We start from the raw sequence: 20,827 nt of genomic DNA, 5'->3' as shown, positions 1-20,827 counted from the left end.
GCAGCCTACGGCTGCTCGCAATGACGATTAAGTATCCATGCAAACGCCTTGCGAGAATGACATAGGAAGCCACACGGGCAATGCTAAAAATTTTGGAGAGATGGCCCGAGTGGTTTAAGGCGCACGCCTGGAAAGCGTGTTCACGGCAACGTGTCGGGGGTTCGAATCCCCCTCTCTCCGCCATAATAATATTTCTTTTGTTATTATGCATTAGCATCTTTTATAATTTTATCAGGAATAATTGCTATGCTTCTATTTTTATAAATCTATTTAATATATTATGGAAGAAAAACAAAAGTCTAAACCGACTCTTCGCACAAGAGCTAATAAAATTAAAGAGTTTAGGTGCAAGAACTTGATCGCCGTAATTGAGAACCCTGATAATATAAAAAATATTGGCACCATCATTCGAAATGTTAACGCACTTGGGATTGAAAAAGCTTATATTGTTACCAATCAAAAACTATTGCCTGACACATGGGAAGAAATGCGTACAGAGCCAAAACTCAATGCTATATCCGTCTCTGACATCAAATGGAGTTTCGTAAAGATTTTCAAAGACACAAATAGCTGTATGGATCATTTGGAGAAGGAAAGTTTTGTTTCAGTCATTACTTCTCCTCACATGAAAGGATACAAAAATGTAGTGCTTCATGAACATGATTACACTAAGTATAAAAAGCTTGCAGTTTGGTTTGGAAACGAAGGAGTAGGAATTAGCAAAACTGCTGTCGAGAGAAGTAGCTTTTGTATTAACATTCCAATGTACGGAATTATTGAAAGTCTTAATTTGGGTACATCATCCGGCATTGTGCTGTATGAGATCGCAAAACAACGATGCAAATTTCAGTTTAACCTAAAAAAGAAGATCGCTACAAATAAGGTTAGCAAAGAAGTTTCCTAATTTAAGTAAAACGGTAATTTCAGTCTAATAAAATCTTAATCATTTTTTGATAAGGAACATGTACAGTTGCTGCTTCTGATTTAAAAAATTCTACGCTATCTTTACTTAAAGAAATGGTTACTTTTACTGAATCATCTTTTAATAAAAGTTCTCTAGGGTGCGGCAAGAAATCTTTTACTATTTTTACTTCATCTATTTCCCCATCAGTATATTTTATTCTCTTGCTCATAAATCCTCTTACCTTTACGCCAGTATCCTGCTACAAAAATTCTTGTATGATTATCTCGGAACGTAAAATGGACGGACTGTTAAAATATTACCATCAACTTTACCTAAACAAAAATATCTTTTTTCTGTAATACTAACATACCACGCTCTAGTCTGGACAGTTAGCCAATTTTTGTAGTTTATCGAACCGGAAAGTCAAATAGTAATCAAGGTTTCCACTGTCGAGCCTTTAAAAGTTTCATATGCATTTGTTATTACATTTATAAAGTCTAAAAGCTTTCAAGAGAGCTTATCGTCTACTAATTACCTCATATTGATAGTCTTTTAATTTCTATTTTTACTTTTATAATAAAAATAGTTGTATATTTATATTACTTTCTCTATTATAGCCGTAATTTTATAAGTTACAATTATATACCTAATAATCAATTAATTTATATTAAGTTATGGCTCATAAAGATTTATCGCATTTAAGTGAAACACAAATTAAAGAATTAATAAGACGTTATTATAATTACGAAAAAATACCAGATTTATTAGAAGAATTTGAGATTAATGTATATCCTAGCATGTTAATTAAACTCTTTCCCCCTCTAGTTCATAATGAATTGTTCTGTAAATATTGTTTGGATATAAATTTAGTGAGTGAATTTAGAAGCAGAAGTTATACTAATGGTGATAGTAATATAGTAAGTGTTAACTCATTCTGTCCTTTATGTAATCATATCGATCATCTACATTGTTCCTGTTCTAATTGTAAAGAAATTAGAAAACAGAAAAAACAAGCTGAAGAAGAAAATAAAAGAAATGTGTTAATGCAAGCGTTTTTGCCCATTAGTATCGATATTCCTATACCAAATGAATTAACCTTAAAGGATGCGGTATATTTATTTGCCGTAAAAGAACACTCTGCTACTAAAGATTTAGAGTTTATAAAACCCTATTTAGAAGGACCTTCTATAACAAGTTTAGCACCGGATGAGGAGTTAAGATGCGATATTATAGAATGATTATTTTCATCAGGATCAATAAAGAAAGTATTGCTTAGTGGATTAATATGTTTGTGGTAAAATTTTATAAAAGCTTCTAAAGTAGAGCTAGCAAGCCCTTTGCCTAAGAAGTTTTTATTACCTATACCGAAATCAAGAGTTATCGTATGACCTGATTTAGACAAATATTTTCGTTGAATATCAGATAAATTTTGGTCTTTTTCAAGTATATCTGATAAGATAAAACAAAATGGTTCATTATTTATAAAACCAGTCCAATAATTAGTTGTCCCGTAAAAATAATGCTGTTTTCTGCCGGTAATAAAATTCAAAATGTCATTCTTATGTTCTTGACTATTGTCCCAAAATTCTTTTATATGAGGCTCTTCTAACCAATTAAAAATAATTTCTTTATGAGTTAAATTAGCTTTTTCAAAATGTATATTCATATACAAGAGATTAGAATCTGGTATTTTGTCCAGCTTATGCTTGCTATCTGTTGGAATCTTGAGGATGGAATAGAAAACGAGTTATTTTTAAAACTTGTCGATAAAGCATATATCCTAGTTTAATTTAATGCCAATATAAATATCAACTACTGCATTATGTGGATCACTACTTCTTTCATCATATATTTCAAAGTCAGCTATGTAAGCTCTTTCCCCTCCTAACATTGCCGCATCCATATTCCATATTTTTTGCCACATATCAATAACAACTTTAGGCATTTGATCAGGATCGGATGTAAATTTTGTATAAGTTTGCATTGGAATAGTAAGAGTTGAAAACTCTTTATCTATATTCTTAAAAGAGGTAACTTCTTCTCCAAGAAAATAAGTATATTCCCCGGTAGCATCACTTTCATAATTTGTATAAACTGCAAAAACTTTTTCCGGAGTTTGTCTATTTAGGATTTTGTCTTGTAGCTTGTCTGCAAAAAATCGCTGCATTGTTATTCCTATTTTTGCAGTATCAGCGTTCATTTCTGCAGCGTTTGAGGTGCGGGCTGTAATACCAACTAATTTAATTTCTGATAATTGTGTAATTACTTTATTCATTTTATAGCCTCTTATTAATTCACTAAGTAAGTTAAAACTAATCTAAAAAGGAATTATGATAAGATTGAATATTATCTAACTTTTTTTGGATAGTAAAAAGTCCTTAGTTTATAATATGTTTACTGTTTGAAGTATTTATAAATTGAAATAGAAATAAGACATGGTGGAGCCAGGGGGAGTCGAACCCCCGACCTTTTGAATGCCATTCAAACACTCTACCAACTGAGCTATGACCCCAATATAGTCAATTGATTTGGACTCGCCTACATCGTCACTCGTCGCTATCCCATTATTTAGGCTTAACTCCCTCGCTCCTTATATGCAAATCCCACTGAATTGACTATAACAAATTAATTCTCTTATATAATAATAAAACTAAATCTATAAGATTTTTTTATAAAATTTAATCTTTATTTTGCTGACATTGTCATAGCATCTCTAGAAGAAATTATATTATCCATTATTCCAAATTTTTTTGCTTCTTCCGGTGACATGAAATTATCACGTTCCATACTTTTTTCGATATGTTTTAACTCTTGTTTAGTATGTTTACTATACAATTCGTTAAGTAACCTTTTGATTTTTAGGGTTTCTTGAGCGTGGATTTCTATATCGGTAGCTTGTCCTTTATAACCTCCTGACGGTTGATGGATCATAATACGGCTATGAGGTAAACTATAACGCATTCCCTTCTCGCCTCCGCAAAGTAAAAGTGAACCTATAGAACAAGCTTGACCTATGCATAATGTAGCCACTTTAGGTTTTATATATTGCATTGTGTCATAAATCGCAAGACCTGCGGTTACAACTCCTCCGGGGGAATTGATATACATATATATATCTTTTTTAGGATTTTCTGCTTCAAGAAACAATAATTGTGCAACAATTAAGTTTGCCATATGATCTTCAACAGTACTACATACAAAGATTATACGTTCTTTTAGCAATCTTGAATATATATCATAAGCACGTTCACCGTGTGATGTTTGTTCAATTACTATCGGTACATACGACATTAATATTTTCTCCTGAAATTGATGAATTAAATAGCTTTTCGTCATTGCGAGGAGGTTATTTTAATAACCGACGTGGCAATCTCATGAAGTAGCATAGAACTCCTGAGATTGCTTCGTCGAAACTTACAGTTTCTCCTCGCAATGACTTATAGATTATTACTTCTTATCTTCTAAAGCATTAGCAAGTATATCTCCCATATTGGTAGTATTATCACTAGAACCATATTCTTTGAGAGCTTTTTGACGTTCTGCTATTTTATGAGTTTTTACCGATAATAAAATTCTACCGGTTGATTTCTCGATAGAAACAACTTTTGCTTCTATTTCTTCGTCTATTTTAAACATTTCAGGCTTCTGCTCGTCTTTTTCATCCGATAGTTCAGTTCTTTTAATAAAACCTGCTACTTTATTGTTTAATAATACTTCGAGTCCATCATCTTTAACTTCTGTTATAAGGGCTTTAACTATTGTGCCTTTTTTATATTCATCACTGATTTCTTGATATGGATTCGGCGACAATTGTTTTACACCTAAACTAACTTGTTCTTTTTCAATATTAATGGCTAGAACTTTGCATTCTATTTCGTCACCTTTTTTGTATGATTTTAATAGATCCGTTCCTTTATCTTCCCAGCTAATATCACCTTCATGAATCATGCCGTCCATATTATTACCGAGTGCAACAAAAATACCGAAATCCGTAATATTTCTAATCGGTGCTTTAATTACAGTACCAACAGGATTATTTTCAGCGAACTTTATTAAAGGATTTTCTTGGCATTGTTTAATACTTAAAGAAACACGATGCTTTTCGGTATCAACCTCTAAAACTACGAATTCTACTTCCTGACCGATAGTTAGCGTTTTTCTAAGATTCTGATTAGATTTTAACCAACTAATTTCGCTTGAATGAACAAGTCCTTCTAGCCCGTCTTTTAACTCTATAAATACGCCGTAATCAGCAAAATTTGTAACTTTACCCGTCATTTTTTTGCCGACCGGGAACTCTTCTTTAATTGCTTCCCATGGGTTAGAATCAAGTTGTTTTATACCAAGTGATATTCTTTTGGTTTTTTCATCAAACTTAACAACCATTACTTTAACCTTTTGGTTAAATTCTAACATTTCTGAAGGATGGTTAACTCTTCCCCAAGAAATATCGGTTAAATGTAATAAACCGTCAACACTTCCAAGATCGATAAATGCACCGTAATCAGTAATGTTTTTTACAGTTCCTTCTAACACCATGCCTTCTTTAATTTTAGATAGCATCTCATCTCTAGCTTCGGAACGTGATTCTTCTAAGATAGCTCTTCTTGAAACTACTATATTACCAAGCTTTTTATCCATGCTTAAAATTTTAAACGGCTGCTTGATATTCATTATAGAAGTAGGATCTTTAATAGGTCTAACGTCAACTTGGCTTCCCGGTAAGAATGCTACTACACCGGATAAATCCACGGTAAAGCCTCCTTTCACACGACCGAAAATCGTACCGTCGACAAATTCGCCCTTGGAACACATGATTTCTAGTTGTCCCCATAATTCTTCTTTAACTGCTTTTTCACGGCTCAATATCGTTCTGCCGTTACGTCCTTCAATTTTCTCGATGAAAACTTCAACTACGTCCCCAACTTCAGGTAAAGCTAAAAATTCAGACTTAGGTATTCTACCTTCATTTTTTAATCCAACGTCAACAATAATCATATCGTTTTTTATTTCGATTACTTGACCTTTAACTACCGTTTTTTCTTTTATATGACTTGTATCAACGGTTTCAAGCATTTTAGAAAAATCTTCTTTAAATTCGTGATTAATTGTTGCAAGTTGTGGAACAAATCGTTGTTTTAGTTTTATTGGCATATTTTTCTCGTAATATTAGCTAAAGTGCCCTAGGTTCTATGAACATTTCTAAAAAGATTTAATTTTGGTTATTTTTTGCTGCAAATTATAAAATTTTTTTGAAATATGAATAACTATTCCGGCAAAAATCTTATTAATTTTTGCTAAAAAATACCTCAAAATAGCAAATCAATTAGAAATGTTCACAGAGCCTAAACTAATAAATTTTTTTAAAAGGTTAATAAAATTGAATAAAATAACCTAGCACTTTAAAAGTTGTATGAAGTTTGTTGCATGGACCAAAAAGTACTCAAAATGTCATACCGTGACTTGACCACGGTATCCAAAAAAACAATTTAAAATACCAATTAGTATTTTAAGCTAGACCCCGTGGTCAAGCCATGGGGTGACAGATAAGTTTTTTGAGCCAGGCAACAAGACTAGTTACTTTCAAGTTATTTTATTCTTTATGTAATTTGTTACTTCTCCTACGACTTCCATTGCCGAAAGCTCTGAAGTATCGATAATTAAAGCATCTGAAGCTGGTAATAACGGTGCAGCTTTTCGCTCTTTATCTCTTTTATCTCGCAAAATTATTTGCCGTAAAATCTCATCGAGTATACATGTTTTTCCTTTTGCTTGCAACTGTTTATATCGTCTTTCAGCCCTAATTTGAGGATTTGCGGTTATAAAAATCTTTAAATTGGCGTCAGGTGCAATAACAGTGCCTATATCCCTACCCTCCATAATGATTCTAGGCGTTGTTTTTACTAGATTAATCAAGTATTTCTTTAAATTATTTCTAACTTCACTTATTACAGCAATTTGCGATGCTATATCTCCTATATTCTCATTCTCTAAGTCAAGGTTAGACATCTTCCCAAACTCTACTTCTAGAGGTAATTTATACATCGAGCCTAGACTCGCATCTGCGCGATCGCTTGTGTACGCTGCGGTGCTGCGTTCCGTGTCTTCTTTAAATTCCTCTCTATAAGCGACTTTGGAAAGATGTCTAGTATTATCGAGCTTTAATTCTTTAGATAAAGCAATTACTGCATCTATATCAGTGATATCTATTTTTTGACTAATACAGTCAAAAGCAAGCTGCCTATAAACAATACTTGACTGAAAATATTTAAGAGAAAATTTCTTTGCCAGTATTAAACCGATAGTCCCCTTACCTGAAGCAGCAGGACCATCAAGAGAAATAGTAAAATTTTGAGAAATATCAAAGGCTTTAGTTTTTAAATCCACCATAAAATTATAGACTAAATAATAAAATATTATAAATAATGGAAATAAAGCTTGAAATCTAGTACATTATGCAATAAACATAGAATTTAAAATTATAAGAGGCTATCTGTAAAATAGTTTTAAAGCTAATTAAGTTCTTTTTTGCTACAAATTATAAGTTTTTTTGAAATAGTAACTAGCTATTCCAGCAAAAAACTTATTAGTTTTCGCTATAATAAGTTCTTTAATTATCAGTTAAAATTACTTTACAGATACCTCTAAGGGTGATTAGCTCAGTTGGTTAGAGCATTACGTTGACATCGTAAAGGTCAGAGGTTCAAGTCCACTATCACCCACCACCTTACCTCCAAGCTTTTCATAATCTACTAATTTTACCTCCCTACTCTGTATGCTGCTTATATGCTCCTCACATTTTTAAAAATACTGCTTTAATTGCCTTATTACCTCGATTAAACCTGATGTTTAAGTTGAGGTCTTATGCACACTATATGCTGCTCACATTTCACTCCTGATTGTGTAATCCATGATGAGCATGATAATAATCTCACTATCTTCTACAATTTTGTTGGTAATTTTATCCCTCCTGAATGGAGTAATCTGGTCTCGAGTAATGGTAAGATATTAAGTAAGACTGCAAGACAGTTACTATCTCTAATAGTCTTCCGCATGCAAATCTATCATAATAATAGCATTGATGAACTTCAGGAAACCTATAATTTCTTTCAAGAGTCTCTCGGTGTTTGTCAAGAACGTATAAGACAGTGTCTACTTGAGTTAAAAAAGAGCGGCTTTATTGAAGTTTATAAAGCAACAGTCGTGAAATATGGCATTAAATGCCGTAATACTCCTTGTATTAAGCTAGCTAGAAATTTCCAACCTGCTTCTAGCAAAATACCATCTGAAAATGAAAAAAATTTTGTACCTACTCCAAAAAACTTTGGGGTGAAACCCAAAGAAATTTTGCCTCAACCCCAAAAAAGTTTGGATGAGACAATATATATAGATAATAATAAAAATATATCTAATAAATCTAGATCTAGCAAATCTACAATTTTTCAAAATGAAAAAAATAAATTTAATCATAATAACCAAACTCAGTTACAAGAACAACAACTTGAAACAAATTTACAATTCAAAACAGCAAGCCCAAGCAACACTCAACAACAAGCTGATAATACCAGTGTATCTAGTGCTAATATCACAACAGGTGCTACGCAAATTAATACTGTACTACAAACAGTTATTAATAAAATCTCTAAAAAATATGATGTTGCAGTATCAAATAGCAATAATGTAGCAATGAATGCCGTTAATCATAAAGGCTGGTTCAAAAGAAAGAAATTAGCAGATTTTTATCCATTAAGCCAAGAAGATGCTGATTTACTGCAAGTAAAATCAAAGCGTGAATTTAATCTGGAATTTATTAATAAATTACTCTTAAAGCTTGCAGGAGAATATTCCAATCACCATTTTGGCCATAAGAAAGTGTTACTAAACTATATGGCTAAAGCTTTAGCTCATGAGTTACGTGAAACTACTAAAGCTAATAGTGCTACATTTCAGTTTAAATCTAGTGACTTAAACAACACTAAAGAGCGATATCTAGATAAGATAGAAAACAGCCTTGATACTAGCTTGCAAGCTCAGTTAAAACGTAAAATCGTCGGTATTTTTGATCCTGATACAGCTTATGAATTACTAAGCTGTTGCTGCTTTATTGGGGTAGTAGGTAATAGCTATCAAATAAAATTGCTTAAAAACATTACGCTTTCAGAATATACCCAAGATAAAATACTACAGCAAATACAAATGATCTATGGCAGTAGTATTAGGCAGTTACAAATCATACCATTTACTGAGCTTGAAGCGAAGCAGAATAATACTAAAGATGAAAAATAAGATTATCTACTGCAGCTTAGCAAACAATTAAATCCTAATTCAGTATGATACAGGGTACGGAAATTTCTTATTGAACGTTATAACCAATATATTGATTTTGGGGTATTGAGTAAATTAGTAGTGGTAAAGGAAGATATAATCAATAAGAAAATAATCCTTAAATCAATATCAGCTTTTAATGATTATTATGTTAGGAATCGTCATATGCAAGATCTAGAAGAAGCTTTTGAAACTCAAGATTATTGCTTTGAATTAATCAAGTTTGAATATAACTAAATTATTGTGGTAATTGATAATTTGTAATAACTACTTCATCAGATATTTTATTGTGTTCAGGCATGGAATATTTAACCTTAATAGTACTAATATTAAAATTTTTGTATAAGTTTCTAATAAAAGGAGTGTCACTATTAGAAATCATTATTTTAACATTTTTATCATTGAGTTCTGTAGCAAAATCTTTAAGTCTCGTTTGCTCATTTTCATCAAAGGGTAATCTGGTATAAAACTTCTCACCTGATTTATGATAAGGAGGATCAAAATAAACAAAATCATCTTTTTGTGGTTCAATGAAAGAAAAATCCATAGCACAAATAGATGTACCAGCTAAAAGCTGACTACACTGTTTTAATTTAAAGGCAATATCAGATTTACTATAATTCCTACCAGAGAAAGTTTGAGCTGGTTTGCCATCAATATTAATCCGGTAAATACCTTTAAATGAATATCTATTAAGATAGATAAATCTTGCGGTAATCTTTGTTGGGTCGTTACTGCCATTATTACTTCTAACTTGATAATAATGTTCTTTAGAGTGTTTTTCTTTATAGGAGTCTAGTAATTTACTAACCTTATCTGGATTCTTCTTTATTGTGTTATAGCTAGTTACTAGCTCTAGATTAATATCAGAAAATAGCATTGTTTAAATTTATCTCTAATTTGAAAAAATAAAGCCCCACCACCAAGGAATGGTTCATAGTAATTATTTAGTAGTGATGGAAGAAACTTAATTAATTGATTGGCAATTTTTCTTTTACCACCAACCCATTGTAAGAATGGTTGTGCCTTGTTTGAGTTATTTACTGACATGAAATTATGATTAAAATATTTATACCATAAATTATAGTATAAAATAGGCTTAAATACTAGCAAAATACTGTATTACAAGAGATTTTGGTGTTTTTTATAGCATAATTAATGCTGATTTTGATTTATATGTAATGGATAAAGAGTTGAGATAATAAACAATATTAATTTAGCACTGTCTCATTTGTGCAGCTGTTTGCCTAATTGTATAAAAATCTGTCAAAAAAGCTCTTAAATCCTCTGTACTTCACAGAATTGTGGTGATATCTGTCCTTGTTAAGAGCGGCCGTGGTGCAACTCTAGTTCAGAGGCTAAATTCAAATCAACAAAATTTTATCTACTTAACCTCTGAGCTGTTTTCTTAACTTTAACAGCAAGGAAATGCTATGACAATTAATAACCAAAATCAACAAAAAGATAATCATAATGTTACTAATCTTACTAAAACAAATTGGAATCTTCAATTATCTCCCATATCTGTCACATTAATACCATATCAGCAAGAAGAGAATATAATTAACTCGACGATCACAAATTATACTGATATAATTAAATATAAATTAGAATTACAAGAAGCAAATAATAAATTGAAAGAATCTGAGTTATTTAAAAGAGATGTGGTGCAAAATATGGTACATGGATTAAAGATTCCATGTAATGGGATTTTTTCATTAGTAACAGCCCTTTATGAAATAGAGGATCATCCTGAAAAAAAGGATTATTTAGCTAGTGTGGTAAGTTGTGCTGAAGAATTACTGGATTATTATAACAATATACTTAGTTATCTACAGAATAATTCTGGATTACCTCCTATAGTTTTAAATAAGTTTGATCCAAAACAGTTGGTAAATAAGATTATTGATAAAGCGATGCCAATAGCTCAACGTAAGGGATTAAATTTATCTTGTAATTTTCAGTATGATTTAACAAATGCTATAATTAGTGATACTTATAGAATAGGAGCAATATTAGAACAGTTAATAGATAATTCTATTAACTTTACTAAAGCAGGAAAAGTTGTGGTAACAGTGAACATGTTTGCTATTAGTCCTGCATTATCAGAATCAGAACAACAAAACAGAGAAATGGTATTCCAATTTATGGTGCATGATAGTGGCGTTGGCCTGTCTAAAGAAATCATGCAACATCTTCATGAAAAGATTGATAAATTTGATGTTGCTATACAATATCATGGACTTGGATCAGGATTAAGTTTTGTAAAACGTCTAATTGGTGAGCTAAATGGGGAGATTGAAGTAACAAGTGAAAAAGGTAAAAGTACTACTATCGTCTGTAATATACCAATTAAGTTACCTCTTCTTGATGATCTGATTTATGATACATAATGTTGATATTGATAAGGTTTTGATGATTATACATTAACTAATAATGATGATTTTCTTGATTATTGTGCTTCACTTGTTACACTTAAGTAAATTATAGTAAGGAAGGATATATGGCAAGAAGTCAAGAAAATCATCAAAAAACTATAGATCCTATTATAGGAAAGTTAAAACCTAAGGGTATAGATCTTGAATTAGAAAAAGTAAAAATTACAGCTCTATTAAATTGCTGATATAGTAAAAGGCTATTAACGAAGATCATGCTTATTAATAAGATTTCTAAGAACATGGTTAATCTTAATAAAATTAAAAAAGCAATTTATTTTGCTAAAAAGTATCATGGTAGGCAAAAGAGAGAAACAGGAGAATTCTATTACTCACATCCTTTAGAAGTAGCATACATGGTTTCTGATTATTTATTTAGAACAGATATTATAGTAACTAGCATATTGCATGATTGTATTGAAGATACGTTACTTACTAAAGAAATGATTATACAAGAATTTGGCCATAAGATTGCTAATCAAGTTGAAGATTTAACACGAGTTAAAAATGATAAAAAAATTAGTTCAGCAGAAATAGTTAAAATATTATATCAGCAAAAGAAAAAAGAGTTGCTATTAATTAAATTATTTGATCGATTACATAATATACAAACAGTCGGAGCTAAAATTCCTGAGAAAGGATGGAAAATAATTTTAGAGACTTTACAATTTTTCTTAACTATTGCTACTTATCTCAAGGTACCGAGAGTTGCAAGGCAATTATATACACATTGCTTTAATATAGCTGCAAATTACAAAAAATTAAATGTACTGAGAATGTTGCAAGATAAAATTTTTATTTCAGAATGAAAGTATTACGATTTCAGGATATAGATTTTATAGTGTGGTTAAAAATTTTTTATCTTGCAACACTTTCACAGATGCTTAAGTAAATAATGTTATATCAAAATATCACCAATAATTCATGCATTAATCAAGCTTTAGAGTTATACCATCAATACTGCTCTGATAAAACAACCTATCCTGACCAAATACATACCATTACAAAAGCATTACAACTAGATTCTTCCTCATTCACAGCAGTACTATTACATGAAAATATACAACATCTTAATCTAGAAGATTATAATCATTTTAATAATAATATTATATATCTAGTTGATGTTATTAATAAATTATCTACTATTCACTATAAACCATATGCTGAGCAATATATTCATTTTCATGAGCTGTTACTAACTATTAATCCCAAACTACAGGAAACGGCAATATTAACTTCGCTTGTTCCATTATTACATAAGGTGAGTATCTTTAACCTTGAGTATAATAATACCGATGTTCAGCATATATCAGAGATCATCACTAATTGTTATATCCCTTATCTTTTATCATATACAGCACACAATGACCTTGCTTATCTTTTACAAGATTTATGTTTTAAGATTCAATATCCTGAAGAACGTAATAGAATTCTTCATTATATGCATTGGCTATATCCTGACATAGATAATATAATTCACAATATAGAACAGCAATTCAGAAATATATTTAGAAAACTAAATATAAAAGCAAGCCTAAGCTACAGAATTAAGTCCCCATATTCTATATGGATAAAAACACTTGTTAAAGATATCCATATTACAGCACTTAATGATATTTTGGCTTTTAGAGCAATTGTACCAAATAAAAAAGCATGTTACGATTTTTCTAAATTAATTCATCTACATTATAATGCCATAACATCACAGTTTGTTGATTATATTAGATATCCCAAGAATAATGGATATCAATCAATACATTTAGTCATATCAGGTGGTAGTAATAAAGGTAATATTGAACTTCAAATACGCTCTACCACTATGCATAGGCAAACACAATACGGTAGTGCACATCACACTTATAAAGCAAATAAGTATTATGTATCTCGTACTAATAATAATGTCAGTGTAATATTACATTAAGTTATAGTAATAGGATACTCAATGTTGATATAAGCATCGTAACTATTACCAGTAAAATAATCAATAACGTGAGTACTTATAATACTTTTTCTTCATTTACCCACACTCAACATAGTACTCATTTTGTTGTCAATAACACTACAATATGCACATTGTCTCGGACCACCACCCCAGAATATATAACGTATTATAATAATAATTTATCACTTTTGATAAAAGACACTAATACTATACCTTACAACTTTTCTCTAAATATAAATCTCAATTTGCATAATATTTTAGAATATAAATTAGTACCTTTAGCAGTAGTACAGATTCCGGTAAGTAATCTATTATTCGAACATAATAGTGTTTTTATTAACATCACTTACAAACCAATATTAGCTGAATGTGCTTTTCCGGCAACTATAACTTATACAAAGAGACATGAAGATTCCAATATCAGATCAATATTTAAGCCACCCTCACCAAAAACAGATATAATTAACACAACATACAATACATTATTGGCTACCATAAACGATAAAGTTGTTTTGGAACAATATGGTCAAAAGGAATTTTTATCAACTACTATAAACACAAACATTACTCAAATGCTTCCTATAATAACCTTATTAGTAGATCCATCAGAGCTGAATAAGAGAATAAATGATATATCAGATAGTAATAAGGACCAGTTATTACATCTTGGACTTCAACTTGGCTGTGTAGAATCAGTGCCATTATTAATCACACATGGTGCTAATCCTAATGCTACAAATTGTCATGGTGTAATATCATTACACTGTGTTGCTAAGAATGGTAACTTAGATTTAGCGAAATTATTAGCTAAAAATGGTGCTGATGTTAATGCTAAAATTGATCGTATCGAAACACCATTGCACTATGCTGTTAAGTCTGGTAACTTATACTTAGTAAAGTGGTTGATTGAAAATCAAGCTAATATTCATGCTAAAACCGATAATGGTGAAACAGTATTACACTATGCTGTTAGTTTTGGTAGCTCAGATTTAGTATACTTACTAATTGCCTATGGTGCTGATGTTAATGCTAAAACCGATAATGGTCTAACAGCATTACACTATGCTGTTGAGTCTGGTAACTTAGATTTAGTATCTTTGCTAATTCACAATGGTGCTAATGTCAATAATGCTAAAACAATATTACACTATGCTGCTAAGTCTGGTAACTTAAATTTAGTAAATTGGTTGATTAAAAATAAAGCTGATATTCATGCTAAAACTGATGATGGTCTAACAGCATTACACTATGCTGCTGAGTCTGGTAACTTAAATTTAGTATCTTTGCTAATTCACAATGGTACTGATATCAATACTAAAACTGATGATGGTCTAACAGCATTACACTATGCTGTTGAATCTGGTAACTTAAATTTAGTATCTTTGCTAATTCACAATGGTACTGATGTTAATGCTAAAACTAATAGTGGTGAAACAATATTACACTTTGCTGTTGGCTTGGGTAGCTTAGATTTAGTATCTTTGCTAATGGTTCGTGGTGCTGATGTCAATGCTAAAACTGATGATGGTCTAACAGCATTACACTATGCTGTTGAGTCTGGTAACTTATATTTAGTACAATTGCTAATTTCCCATGGTGCTGATGTTAATGCTAAAACTAATAGTGGTGAAACACCATTACACTATGCTGTTATATTTGATAGCTTAGATTTAGTATCATTGCTAATTCACAATGGTGCTGATGTCAATACTAAAACTAATAGTGGTGAAACAGTATTAAACAGTATTATGGAGTTTAACAATTGTAATATTTTAAAATCTTTCATATTAGGCGGTGCAGACATTAATTTAGAAACAATGTTACCAGATTATCAGACAGACAATATAATCAATTTGTGCGGTGATTTACGTATCAGTTAAATTGTGGAATATAGTGGAAAAAATGTGTGGTTTATAGACATAGTTATAATGTAAGATCAAAGTATATGAAGTTACAACTAACTTTTATTTTTTAAACTCCAGTTTCGCAAGAGATCTAATAATAATAAAATCCTTTGATACTGTTATACCAATAGATGGTTTAACAAGACTCAATAATTATGATGTTGGTATACAAGATAAACAACAATAAAATAACTGTTTTGTTAATAATGAATTTGTTTTTACGGTTCAACAAGATAACTTTTTTATAAAACCAACAGAGTTAACAAGAGATATTGTATCATATACTACTTAAAAAAGTGCCAAGAATAGAGCTATTGCTTATGTTCTCTAAATAATGAGGCAACTCTGTAATGAGGTTTTTAGATAATGGTAAAATAGAGATTGATAACAATGTTGCTGAACGAGCATAGTGGTAGGTATGAAAAACTGGCTTTTTTGTTGGATCATATGCTGGTGGAGAAATCATAGCTGTTATATATATAATCATATAATCAAAAGATATAGGATTACTTGGAAAATTTAGGTAAAAAGTATTGAAAATAATTAATAAGCATTAATGAAAAAGATAGAAGGTTATCAAACAAATTTTGAGATATGTATTTATGCTAAGAAGTTGTTAGATAAAGTAATATATTTAAATAGTGTAGTAAAAGTTCCACCAGTAGGTGTATTAGAGGTAAAGAAAGCTATATACTATGCTAAGAAATATCATGGTAGTCAGATGCGTCAATCAGGAGAACCATTTTACTCACATCCGATAGAAGTAGCATATATGATATCAGATTACTTATTTAGAACAGATATACTAGTTACTAGTATATTGCATGATACTATAGAGGATACAGAACTTACCAAGGAGCAAATATTACAAGAATTTGGAGAGAATATAGCCAATCAAGTAATGGATTTGACGAGAATTAAGGAGAATGGTATAAAGATTAGTTCTGCTGAAATGGTAGAGATGTTATACAAAGAGAAGAAACATGATGTACTTCTGATAAAGTTATTTGATAGGCTGCATAATATACAGACAATAGGTGCTAAATCTCCTGAAAAAGCTAAGAAAATTGTAAATGAAACTTTAATAAGTTTTATTGTTTTGATGCCTTACTTGGGCATTTCATCACTAGAAAAATACTTTTATAGATTATGTTTAAATATTACATATAAAAATAGATTAATGGAAAACACATTATGCACTAATAATCTTAGAAAATTTTGGAGTTGTTTTAAACATAACACTAAATCTATAAATATAATTTAGCATACTACTTGATTATTTATAAAGTAGATTATTTTGGTAATAATTGAAATACTTTATGTTTTATGTTAATTCTATTAAATGTATATATTACATGAATTTCATTATTATCAGGACTCATAATAATAGCAGGATATGAATATTCTTCAGATAGGATATTACTATGTTCTATATCCCCTTCAGGATAGATAGAATTTCTAATAGTGATAGGGTGCCAATTTAACCCCTCATCATAGGATGTAGCTACACTTAATATATTTCGTGATTTATGATTATTGATTACTCGATTATATGTAAGTAGTAATGTATCATCACCTAAATTAATGGCATCAATGGCACTATCAGGGTTTAATAAGTTTACTGGTTCTAAATTACTCCAATATATTCCATTATTTATGGATATTGATCTGTGTATGTAAGTAGACATTAAGGAATCAGTTTTTCTAGGTCTTACTGACATTATGATTTTATTTGGTAAATTACTACTAACTAAAGTTGGCTGTATAAAACCTCTGTAACCTTTTTGAAAAATTTGAGGGTTGGATGGTAATATAGGATTACTTAAATTCCATGTATGTAAATCTGATGAATATTCTATATATGAAAAATCATCAATACAACTTTCTCGAGAACACGGAGATAAAATATTATTTTCATAAATTAGTGGCTTATTACGTGCTGGTCCTAGAATACCATTTAATAGTTCTGGTTTTTGCCATGTTAATCCCTGATCATAAGAACGAGATAATATTCCACTCCATGTTCTTGGATAAGGTTCAATTTTACTAAAAATGAGTAACTGATTATTAAAGAAAGTAATTACTGGATTTCCACAACTGATTATCCCATTATCTTGCTTTAGAGGGATATGATGATCACGGAAATATTGCGGTGAAACGATTCTTTCTGGAGTAGTCCATTGATAATGATTATTACTTTTAAATCCTAAACTGATCCAAATGCTATTATTTTCTTCTGACTTACCTGATTCAGATCGTGTTTTACCAAAAAATGATGTTATTAATTTTTTATCATCAAAAGCAAATATGGTCGCAGCATGAACATCTTTTAGATCTGAATTATTTAAAATAAATTCTTCTATTTTTGTTTCTAAAATAAACATGATGTTTTATTTTTTTCTAAATTATTGAAATAATTTAATCCAAGTGTAAATCCTATTATTATTGGAAATAGTATCATTTGTATTCCCCAATGGCCAAAATATTTTGTTAAATATACAAGACCAAAAGATATAATAATATTCATGGAAACAGTCGATAAAGCAAAAATTATACTTGCTGTTCTAAATCGTTTAAAAACTGGAAAATGTTTTAGAAAAATTGGCATAGCTGGATTGGCACTAAGAAAAAATAACATTACAAATGATTGAATTAAGAACAAATGAACAGAAGTAGTAATATTATTTAGTAAATAAGGACAAATTAGAGCAAAAATAAAAAATATTACTAATTTAATCTTAAGAATTTTAATGGGTATATAATATAACTTAAATAAGTTAATATTAAGTAAGCACAAAAATTCACTATTGCGACAATGAAATTGTGATGAATAACCTGTTCTGCTGTAAAATTAAAAGAATTTTTTAAAATTTCACCACAATAAATATAAGTAAAATAAAAACATATTGGCCAACCACATGATATTAATAATAAAAAGAAAACTGTTTTTAGATTGACCCTTTCATTGTAAATAAGATTATCTTTTAATGGATTATCTGTAGTTTTTTGTATTAAAGCAATATTTTTCTTAACACGACGTTTTGCATCAGCAAATTCAGGAGTTTCTCGTAAAGCAGTTCTAGCAATTGCTCCAACAATTGCTATTATAGTTCCAAGCCAAAATGCTATACGCCAATTAAATCCAAATGAGGTGACTAAAGATGCAACAGCTAAGGCTATCATTCCTCCTAAATTAGCAAATACTGATGTCATTAAAACAATAGGATATTGTATAGGAGGTTTTGTGATTTCTAGTAAGTATAGTTGTGATCCAACTATTTCACCCATAGAAGATAGGCCTTGAATAATACGACATGTTATAACTATTACAGTAGCAATGAGTCCTTTTTCAGCATAAGTTGGGACAAGAGCCATTGCAAGACATGAAGACGACATTAAGAATGTAGTAATAATTACCGTTGCTTTACGACCAATCATATCACCAACTAAGCCAAAAATTATGGCTCCAACAGGTCTCATCACATAAGTAGAACAGAACGCAAAAGCAGAGTAAATAGCTTGAGTAAGTATGAGGGGATGCTTTAGGAAAAAATAACTCATTAAGTAAAACTGTCATATGAACATAGAGCATCAAATCAAAATATTCTAAAAATGTTCCAATTGATAATAATCCTACAGCTTTTTTTGTTCTGTTGTTAATGAAGTAAATGTTCCTTCATTATGTTTAATATATTCTATCATTACTTGACCGTGTTAAATAGCCTATAATATTAGGGTATCAGATGTTATATAATTTATCTACTCCTTAATTAAAATATTAAAAATTTTATATATGATATTAATATAAAATTATCTTAATTCGTGATTATCAAAAATATTTTTGCCGATTTTAGTCCAGTGATCTTGGATACTCGGATGTTGTATTAATTTTTCTTTTAAAGAAACAAAAGCACCTAGTAAACTGTTAGTGGGTAAATCATCAAGTTTAGCTTTAATAACTAAGCCACCGATTTCAATTAAACGACGGGTACGAGCTTTTCTTTCTTGAATTTTAAGTCTTGCTTCTTCAGTAATAATTTGAGTTTTTTTGTTCTAATTTTAATCTACGTTTTATGACATTATCCATATAGATAGTTTTCATTTTTGATTGTTATAATCATCATGAATAATCAATAAATTATGGAAGTCAACTTCATTTATAAGTACTAGGAAATTCTACAAATTTTTCTAAAACAGACTAATGTTTGATACAACTTGTAAGCTTGTAAAGTCTGACATATTGGTAGAATAACAAGCCATTCAAAATTAAGATAATCCCTATACCTAACCGAATCAGCAAAACTAAGATCAACAAAAACAAATTAAAGATGATGATTATTCATCAACTATGTACAAAAGGAATGAATAGGAGGTTGGTACTTGTTGCATAAACAAAGTACCACGCAATATATAAACCTAAAGGTTTATTATTTGCTTGCTGGTTCATATGTTTTAGATTCAGTGGATGATTTTAAAATTGCATGGTAATGTCAATGATGGATTGAACATTATTAGAATTAACAAACCATGGCGATACAGTTTGCAAGAGTAGAAATAGTAAGTAGGAGTGAAGGTAAAAATGCTTGTTTGAAAGCTGCTTATAATGCCAGGCTGATTATTAAAGATGAGAGAACTAACATTACTTATAATTTTAGCAAAAAAGGCGATAATGTTTACCATGCAATATTATTACCTAATTATGTAGATCACAAATTCAAAGACTCAAGGATCTTGATGAATGAAGTAGAACGTTATAGAGAGGAGGAAAAATAGTCAATTATTAAAAGATGTAGTAATAGCGCTACCTGATGATAAGGAATTAGATTTACAAGATAGAATAGCAATTACTCATGACATCATCGAAGAGATGGGGTGGGTAGAGAATGGCCTAGGAGTTCAGGTTGATATTCATCAGCCACATGATGGAGAGAAGAATTGGCTGAAAGAGCTAAAGAAGTAATCAATAAATATTTTGTTCAGTTAGGTTTAGAAATCAGAGTAGACCCGATAAGTTTTATGCCACAGCAGCATGTTGGTCCTACTAGAATGAGAAGTATTATTAATGAAATATCTGAGCAAAATAAAATATGCCGGCTTGCTCATCTTGAGATTGTTAAGAATAGCGATGGAGTATTAAATCGTATTATTCGTCATCAATCTATTTTTACTAAATTGGATATAGAAAAAGCCGTCAAAGAAATTCCAGAAGAAGCAGAAAAGTCAAAACTGCTAAGGGAGGTATTAAATTCCGATAGATTAATCAAGCTATATAATGAAGATGGTAAGGATACTAAAGGAACTATGAGCCTATCAAAGG

The 20,827-nt window shown here is 30.4% G+C and carries 14 protein-coding genes, 3 tRNA genes and 6 pseudogenes; 12 read left to right on the top strand and 11 right to left on the bottom strand.

The window, feature by feature from the left end; all coding sequences use genetic code 11:
* Positions 1-94: 94 nt before the first annotated feature.
* Both MB29_RS00975 and MB29_RS00970 read left to right on the top strand, forming a co-directional pair.
* A tRNA-Ser gene (locus tag MB29_RS00975) sits at positions 95-183 on the top strand.
* A 97-nt stretch (positions 184-280) separates the two neighbouring features.
* Entirely contained in the window at positions 281-904 is a 624-nt protein-coding gene (locus MB29_RS00970; RefSeq protein ID WP_032138701.1) for a TrmH family RNA methyltransferase, read from the top strand.
* Positions 905-923: 19 nt separating this feature from the next.
* On the opposite strand, the gene MB29_RS00965 is transcribed toward MB29_RS00970, so the two are convergent.
* The gene (locus tag MB29_RS00965; RefSeq protein ID WP_032138700.1) at positions 924-1,133 is read right to left on the bottom strand and encodes a CopG family transcriptional regulator; all 210 of its coding nucleotides are present in this window, start codon (positions 1,131-1,133) and stop codon (positions 924-926) included.
* A 445-nt stretch (positions 1,134-1,578) separates the two neighbouring features.
* Between MB29_RS00965 and MB29_RS00960 the strand changes: the two genes are divergently transcribed.
* Positions 1,579-2,142: a hypothetical protein gene (locus MB29_RS00960; RefSeq protein ID WP_032138699.1), complete on the top strand. Its 564-nt coding sequence runs from the start codon at positions 1,579-1,581 to the stop codon at positions 2,140-2,142.
* Here the strand turns inward: MB29_RS00960 and MB29_RS00955 are convergent.
* From MB29_RS00955 to MB29_RS00930, 6 genes are all read right to left on the bottom strand, one after another.
* Positions 2,073-2,570, bottom strand: coding sequence for a GNAT family N-acetyltransferase (locus tag MB29_RS00955; protein ID WP_051965273.1), 498 nt, complete (start codon positions 2,568-2,570; stop codon positions 2,073-2,075). The genes MB29_RS00960 and MB29_RS00955 overlap by 70 nt on opposite strands.
* A gap of 114 nt (positions 2,571-2,684) precedes the next feature.
* Complete coding sequence (locus MB29_RS00950) at positions 2,685-3,179, bottom strand: GyrI-like domain-containing protein (protein ID WP_032138698.1); 495 nt, start codon at positions 3,177-3,179, stop codon at positions 2,685-2,687.
* A gap of 161 nt (positions 3,180-3,340) precedes the next feature.
* Positions 3,341-3,416 (bottom strand) — tRNA-Ala (locus MB29_RS00945).
* Between the two features lie 173 nt (positions 3,417-3,589).
* Positions 3,590-4,195, bottom strand: coding sequence for an ATP-dependent Clp endopeptidase proteolytic subunit ClpP (clpP, locus tag MB29_RS00940; protein ID WP_032138702.1), 606 nt, complete (start codon positions 4,193-4,195; stop codon positions 3,590-3,592).
* A 156-nt stretch (positions 4,196-4,351) separates the two neighbouring features.
* Positions 4,352-6,058, bottom strand: a complete 1,707-nt coding sequence (locus tag MB29_RS00935; protein ID WP_032138697.1) for a 30S ribosomal protein S1 — start codon at positions 6,056-6,058, stop codon at positions 4,352-4,354.
* Between the two features lie 429 nt (positions 6,059-6,487).
* Positions 6,488-7,294 (bottom strand): (d)CMP kinase, encoded by an 807-nt coding sequence (locus tag MB29_RS00930; RefSeq protein ID WP_032138696.1) that lies wholly within the window; start codon positions 7,292-7,294, stop codon positions 6,488-6,490.
* Positions 7,295-7,552: 258 nt separating this feature from the next.
* Between MB29_RS00930 and MB29_RS00925 the strand changes: the two genes are divergently transcribed.
* Together MB29_RS00925 and MB29_RS07945 are read left to right on the top strand one after the other, a co-directional pair.
* Positions 7,553-7,629, top strand: a tRNA-Val gene (locus MB29_RS00925).
* A 139-nt stretch (positions 7,630-7,768) separates the two neighbouring features.
* A pseudogene (locus MB29_RS07945) lies at positions 7,769-9,466 on the top strand (hypothetical protein).
* 1 nt (position 9,467) lies between these two features.
* Here MB29_RS07945 and MB29_RS07940 read toward each other — a convergent pair.
* A pseudogene (locus MB29_RS07940) lies at positions 9,468-10,279 on the bottom strand (DNA adenine methylase).
* A gap of 383 nt (positions 10,280-10,662) precedes the next feature.
* Here MB29_RS07940 and MB29_RS00910 point away from each other — a divergent pair.
* The 6 genes and pseudogenes from MB29_RS00910 to MB29_RS00895 all read left to right on the top strand — a co-directional run bounded on the left by MB29_RS00910 (position 10,663) and on the right by MB29_RS00895 (position 16,774).
* Complete coding sequence (locus MB29_RS00910; RefSeq protein ID WP_032138695.1) at positions 10,663-11,622, top strand: sensor histidine kinase; 960 nt, start codon at positions 10,663-10,665, stop codon at positions 11,620-11,622.
* 110 nt (positions 11,623-11,732) lie between these two features.
* Positions 11,733-12,473: pseudogene (locus tag MB29_RS07935) on the top strand (HD domain-containing protein).
* An 86-nt stretch (positions 12,474-12,559) separates the two neighbouring features.
* Entirely contained in the window at positions 12,560-13,585 is a 1,026-nt protein-coding gene (locus tag MB29_RS12270; RefSeq protein WP_233418823.1) for an HD domain-containing protein, read from the top strand.
* A 209-nt stretch (positions 13,586-13,794) separates the two neighbouring features.
* Entirely contained in the window at positions 13,795-15,486 is a 1,692-nt protein-coding gene (locus MB29_RS12265; RefSeq protein WP_233418822.1) for an ankyrin repeat domain-containing protein, read from the top strand.
* Positions 15,487-15,857: 371 nt separating this feature from the next.
* Positions 15,858-15,920: pseudogene (locus MB29_RS13985) on the top strand (hypothetical protein); the annotation flags it as partial.
* A 146-nt stretch (positions 15,921-16,066) separates the two neighbouring features.
* A complete protein-coding gene (locus MB29_RS00895; RefSeq protein ID WP_032138694.1) occupies positions 16,067-16,774 on the top strand; it encodes an HD domain-containing protein in 708 nt (235 codons plus the stop codon).
* A gap of 28 nt (positions 16,775-16,802) precedes the next feature.
* Here MB29_RS00895 and MB29_RS00890 read toward each other — a convergent pair whose 3' ends face one another.
* The 3 genes and pseudogenes from MB29_RS00890 to MB29_RS09510 form a co-directional block, all read right to left on the bottom strand.
* Positions 16,803-17,894: an exo-alpha-sialidase gene (locus tag MB29_RS00890; protein ID WP_032138693.1), complete on the bottom strand. Its 1,092-nt coding sequence runs from the start codon at positions 17,892-17,894 to the stop codon at positions 16,803-16,805.
* A 343-nt stretch (positions 17,895-18,237) separates the two neighbouring features.
* Positions 18,238-19,071, bottom strand: a complete 834-nt coding sequence (locus MB29_RS12260) for an MFS transporter (RefSeq protein ID WP_233418821.1) — start codon at positions 19,069-19,071, stop codon at positions 18,238-18,240.
* Between the two features lie 249 nt (positions 19,072-19,320).
* A pseudogene (locus tag MB29_RS09510) lies at positions 19,321-19,597 on the bottom strand (conjugal transfer protein TraD).
* Positions 19,598-20,037: 440 nt separating this feature from the next.
* On the opposite strand from MB29_RS09510, the pseudogene MB29_RS11120 reads away from it, so the two are divergent.
* Positions 20,038-20,827, top strand: a pseudogene (locus MB29_RS11120) (MobA/MobL family protein); the annotation flags it as partial.

It is taken from the genome of Rickettsia tamurae (assembly GCF_000751075.1).
GTDB classification, from domain to species: domain Bacteria; phylum Pseudomonadota; class Alphaproteobacteria; order Rickettsiales; family Rickettsiaceae; genus Rickettsia; species Rickettsia tamurae.
Note: the sequence above shows the minus strand (reverse complement) of the source record. Positions and strands in the feature narration are given on the sequence as shown.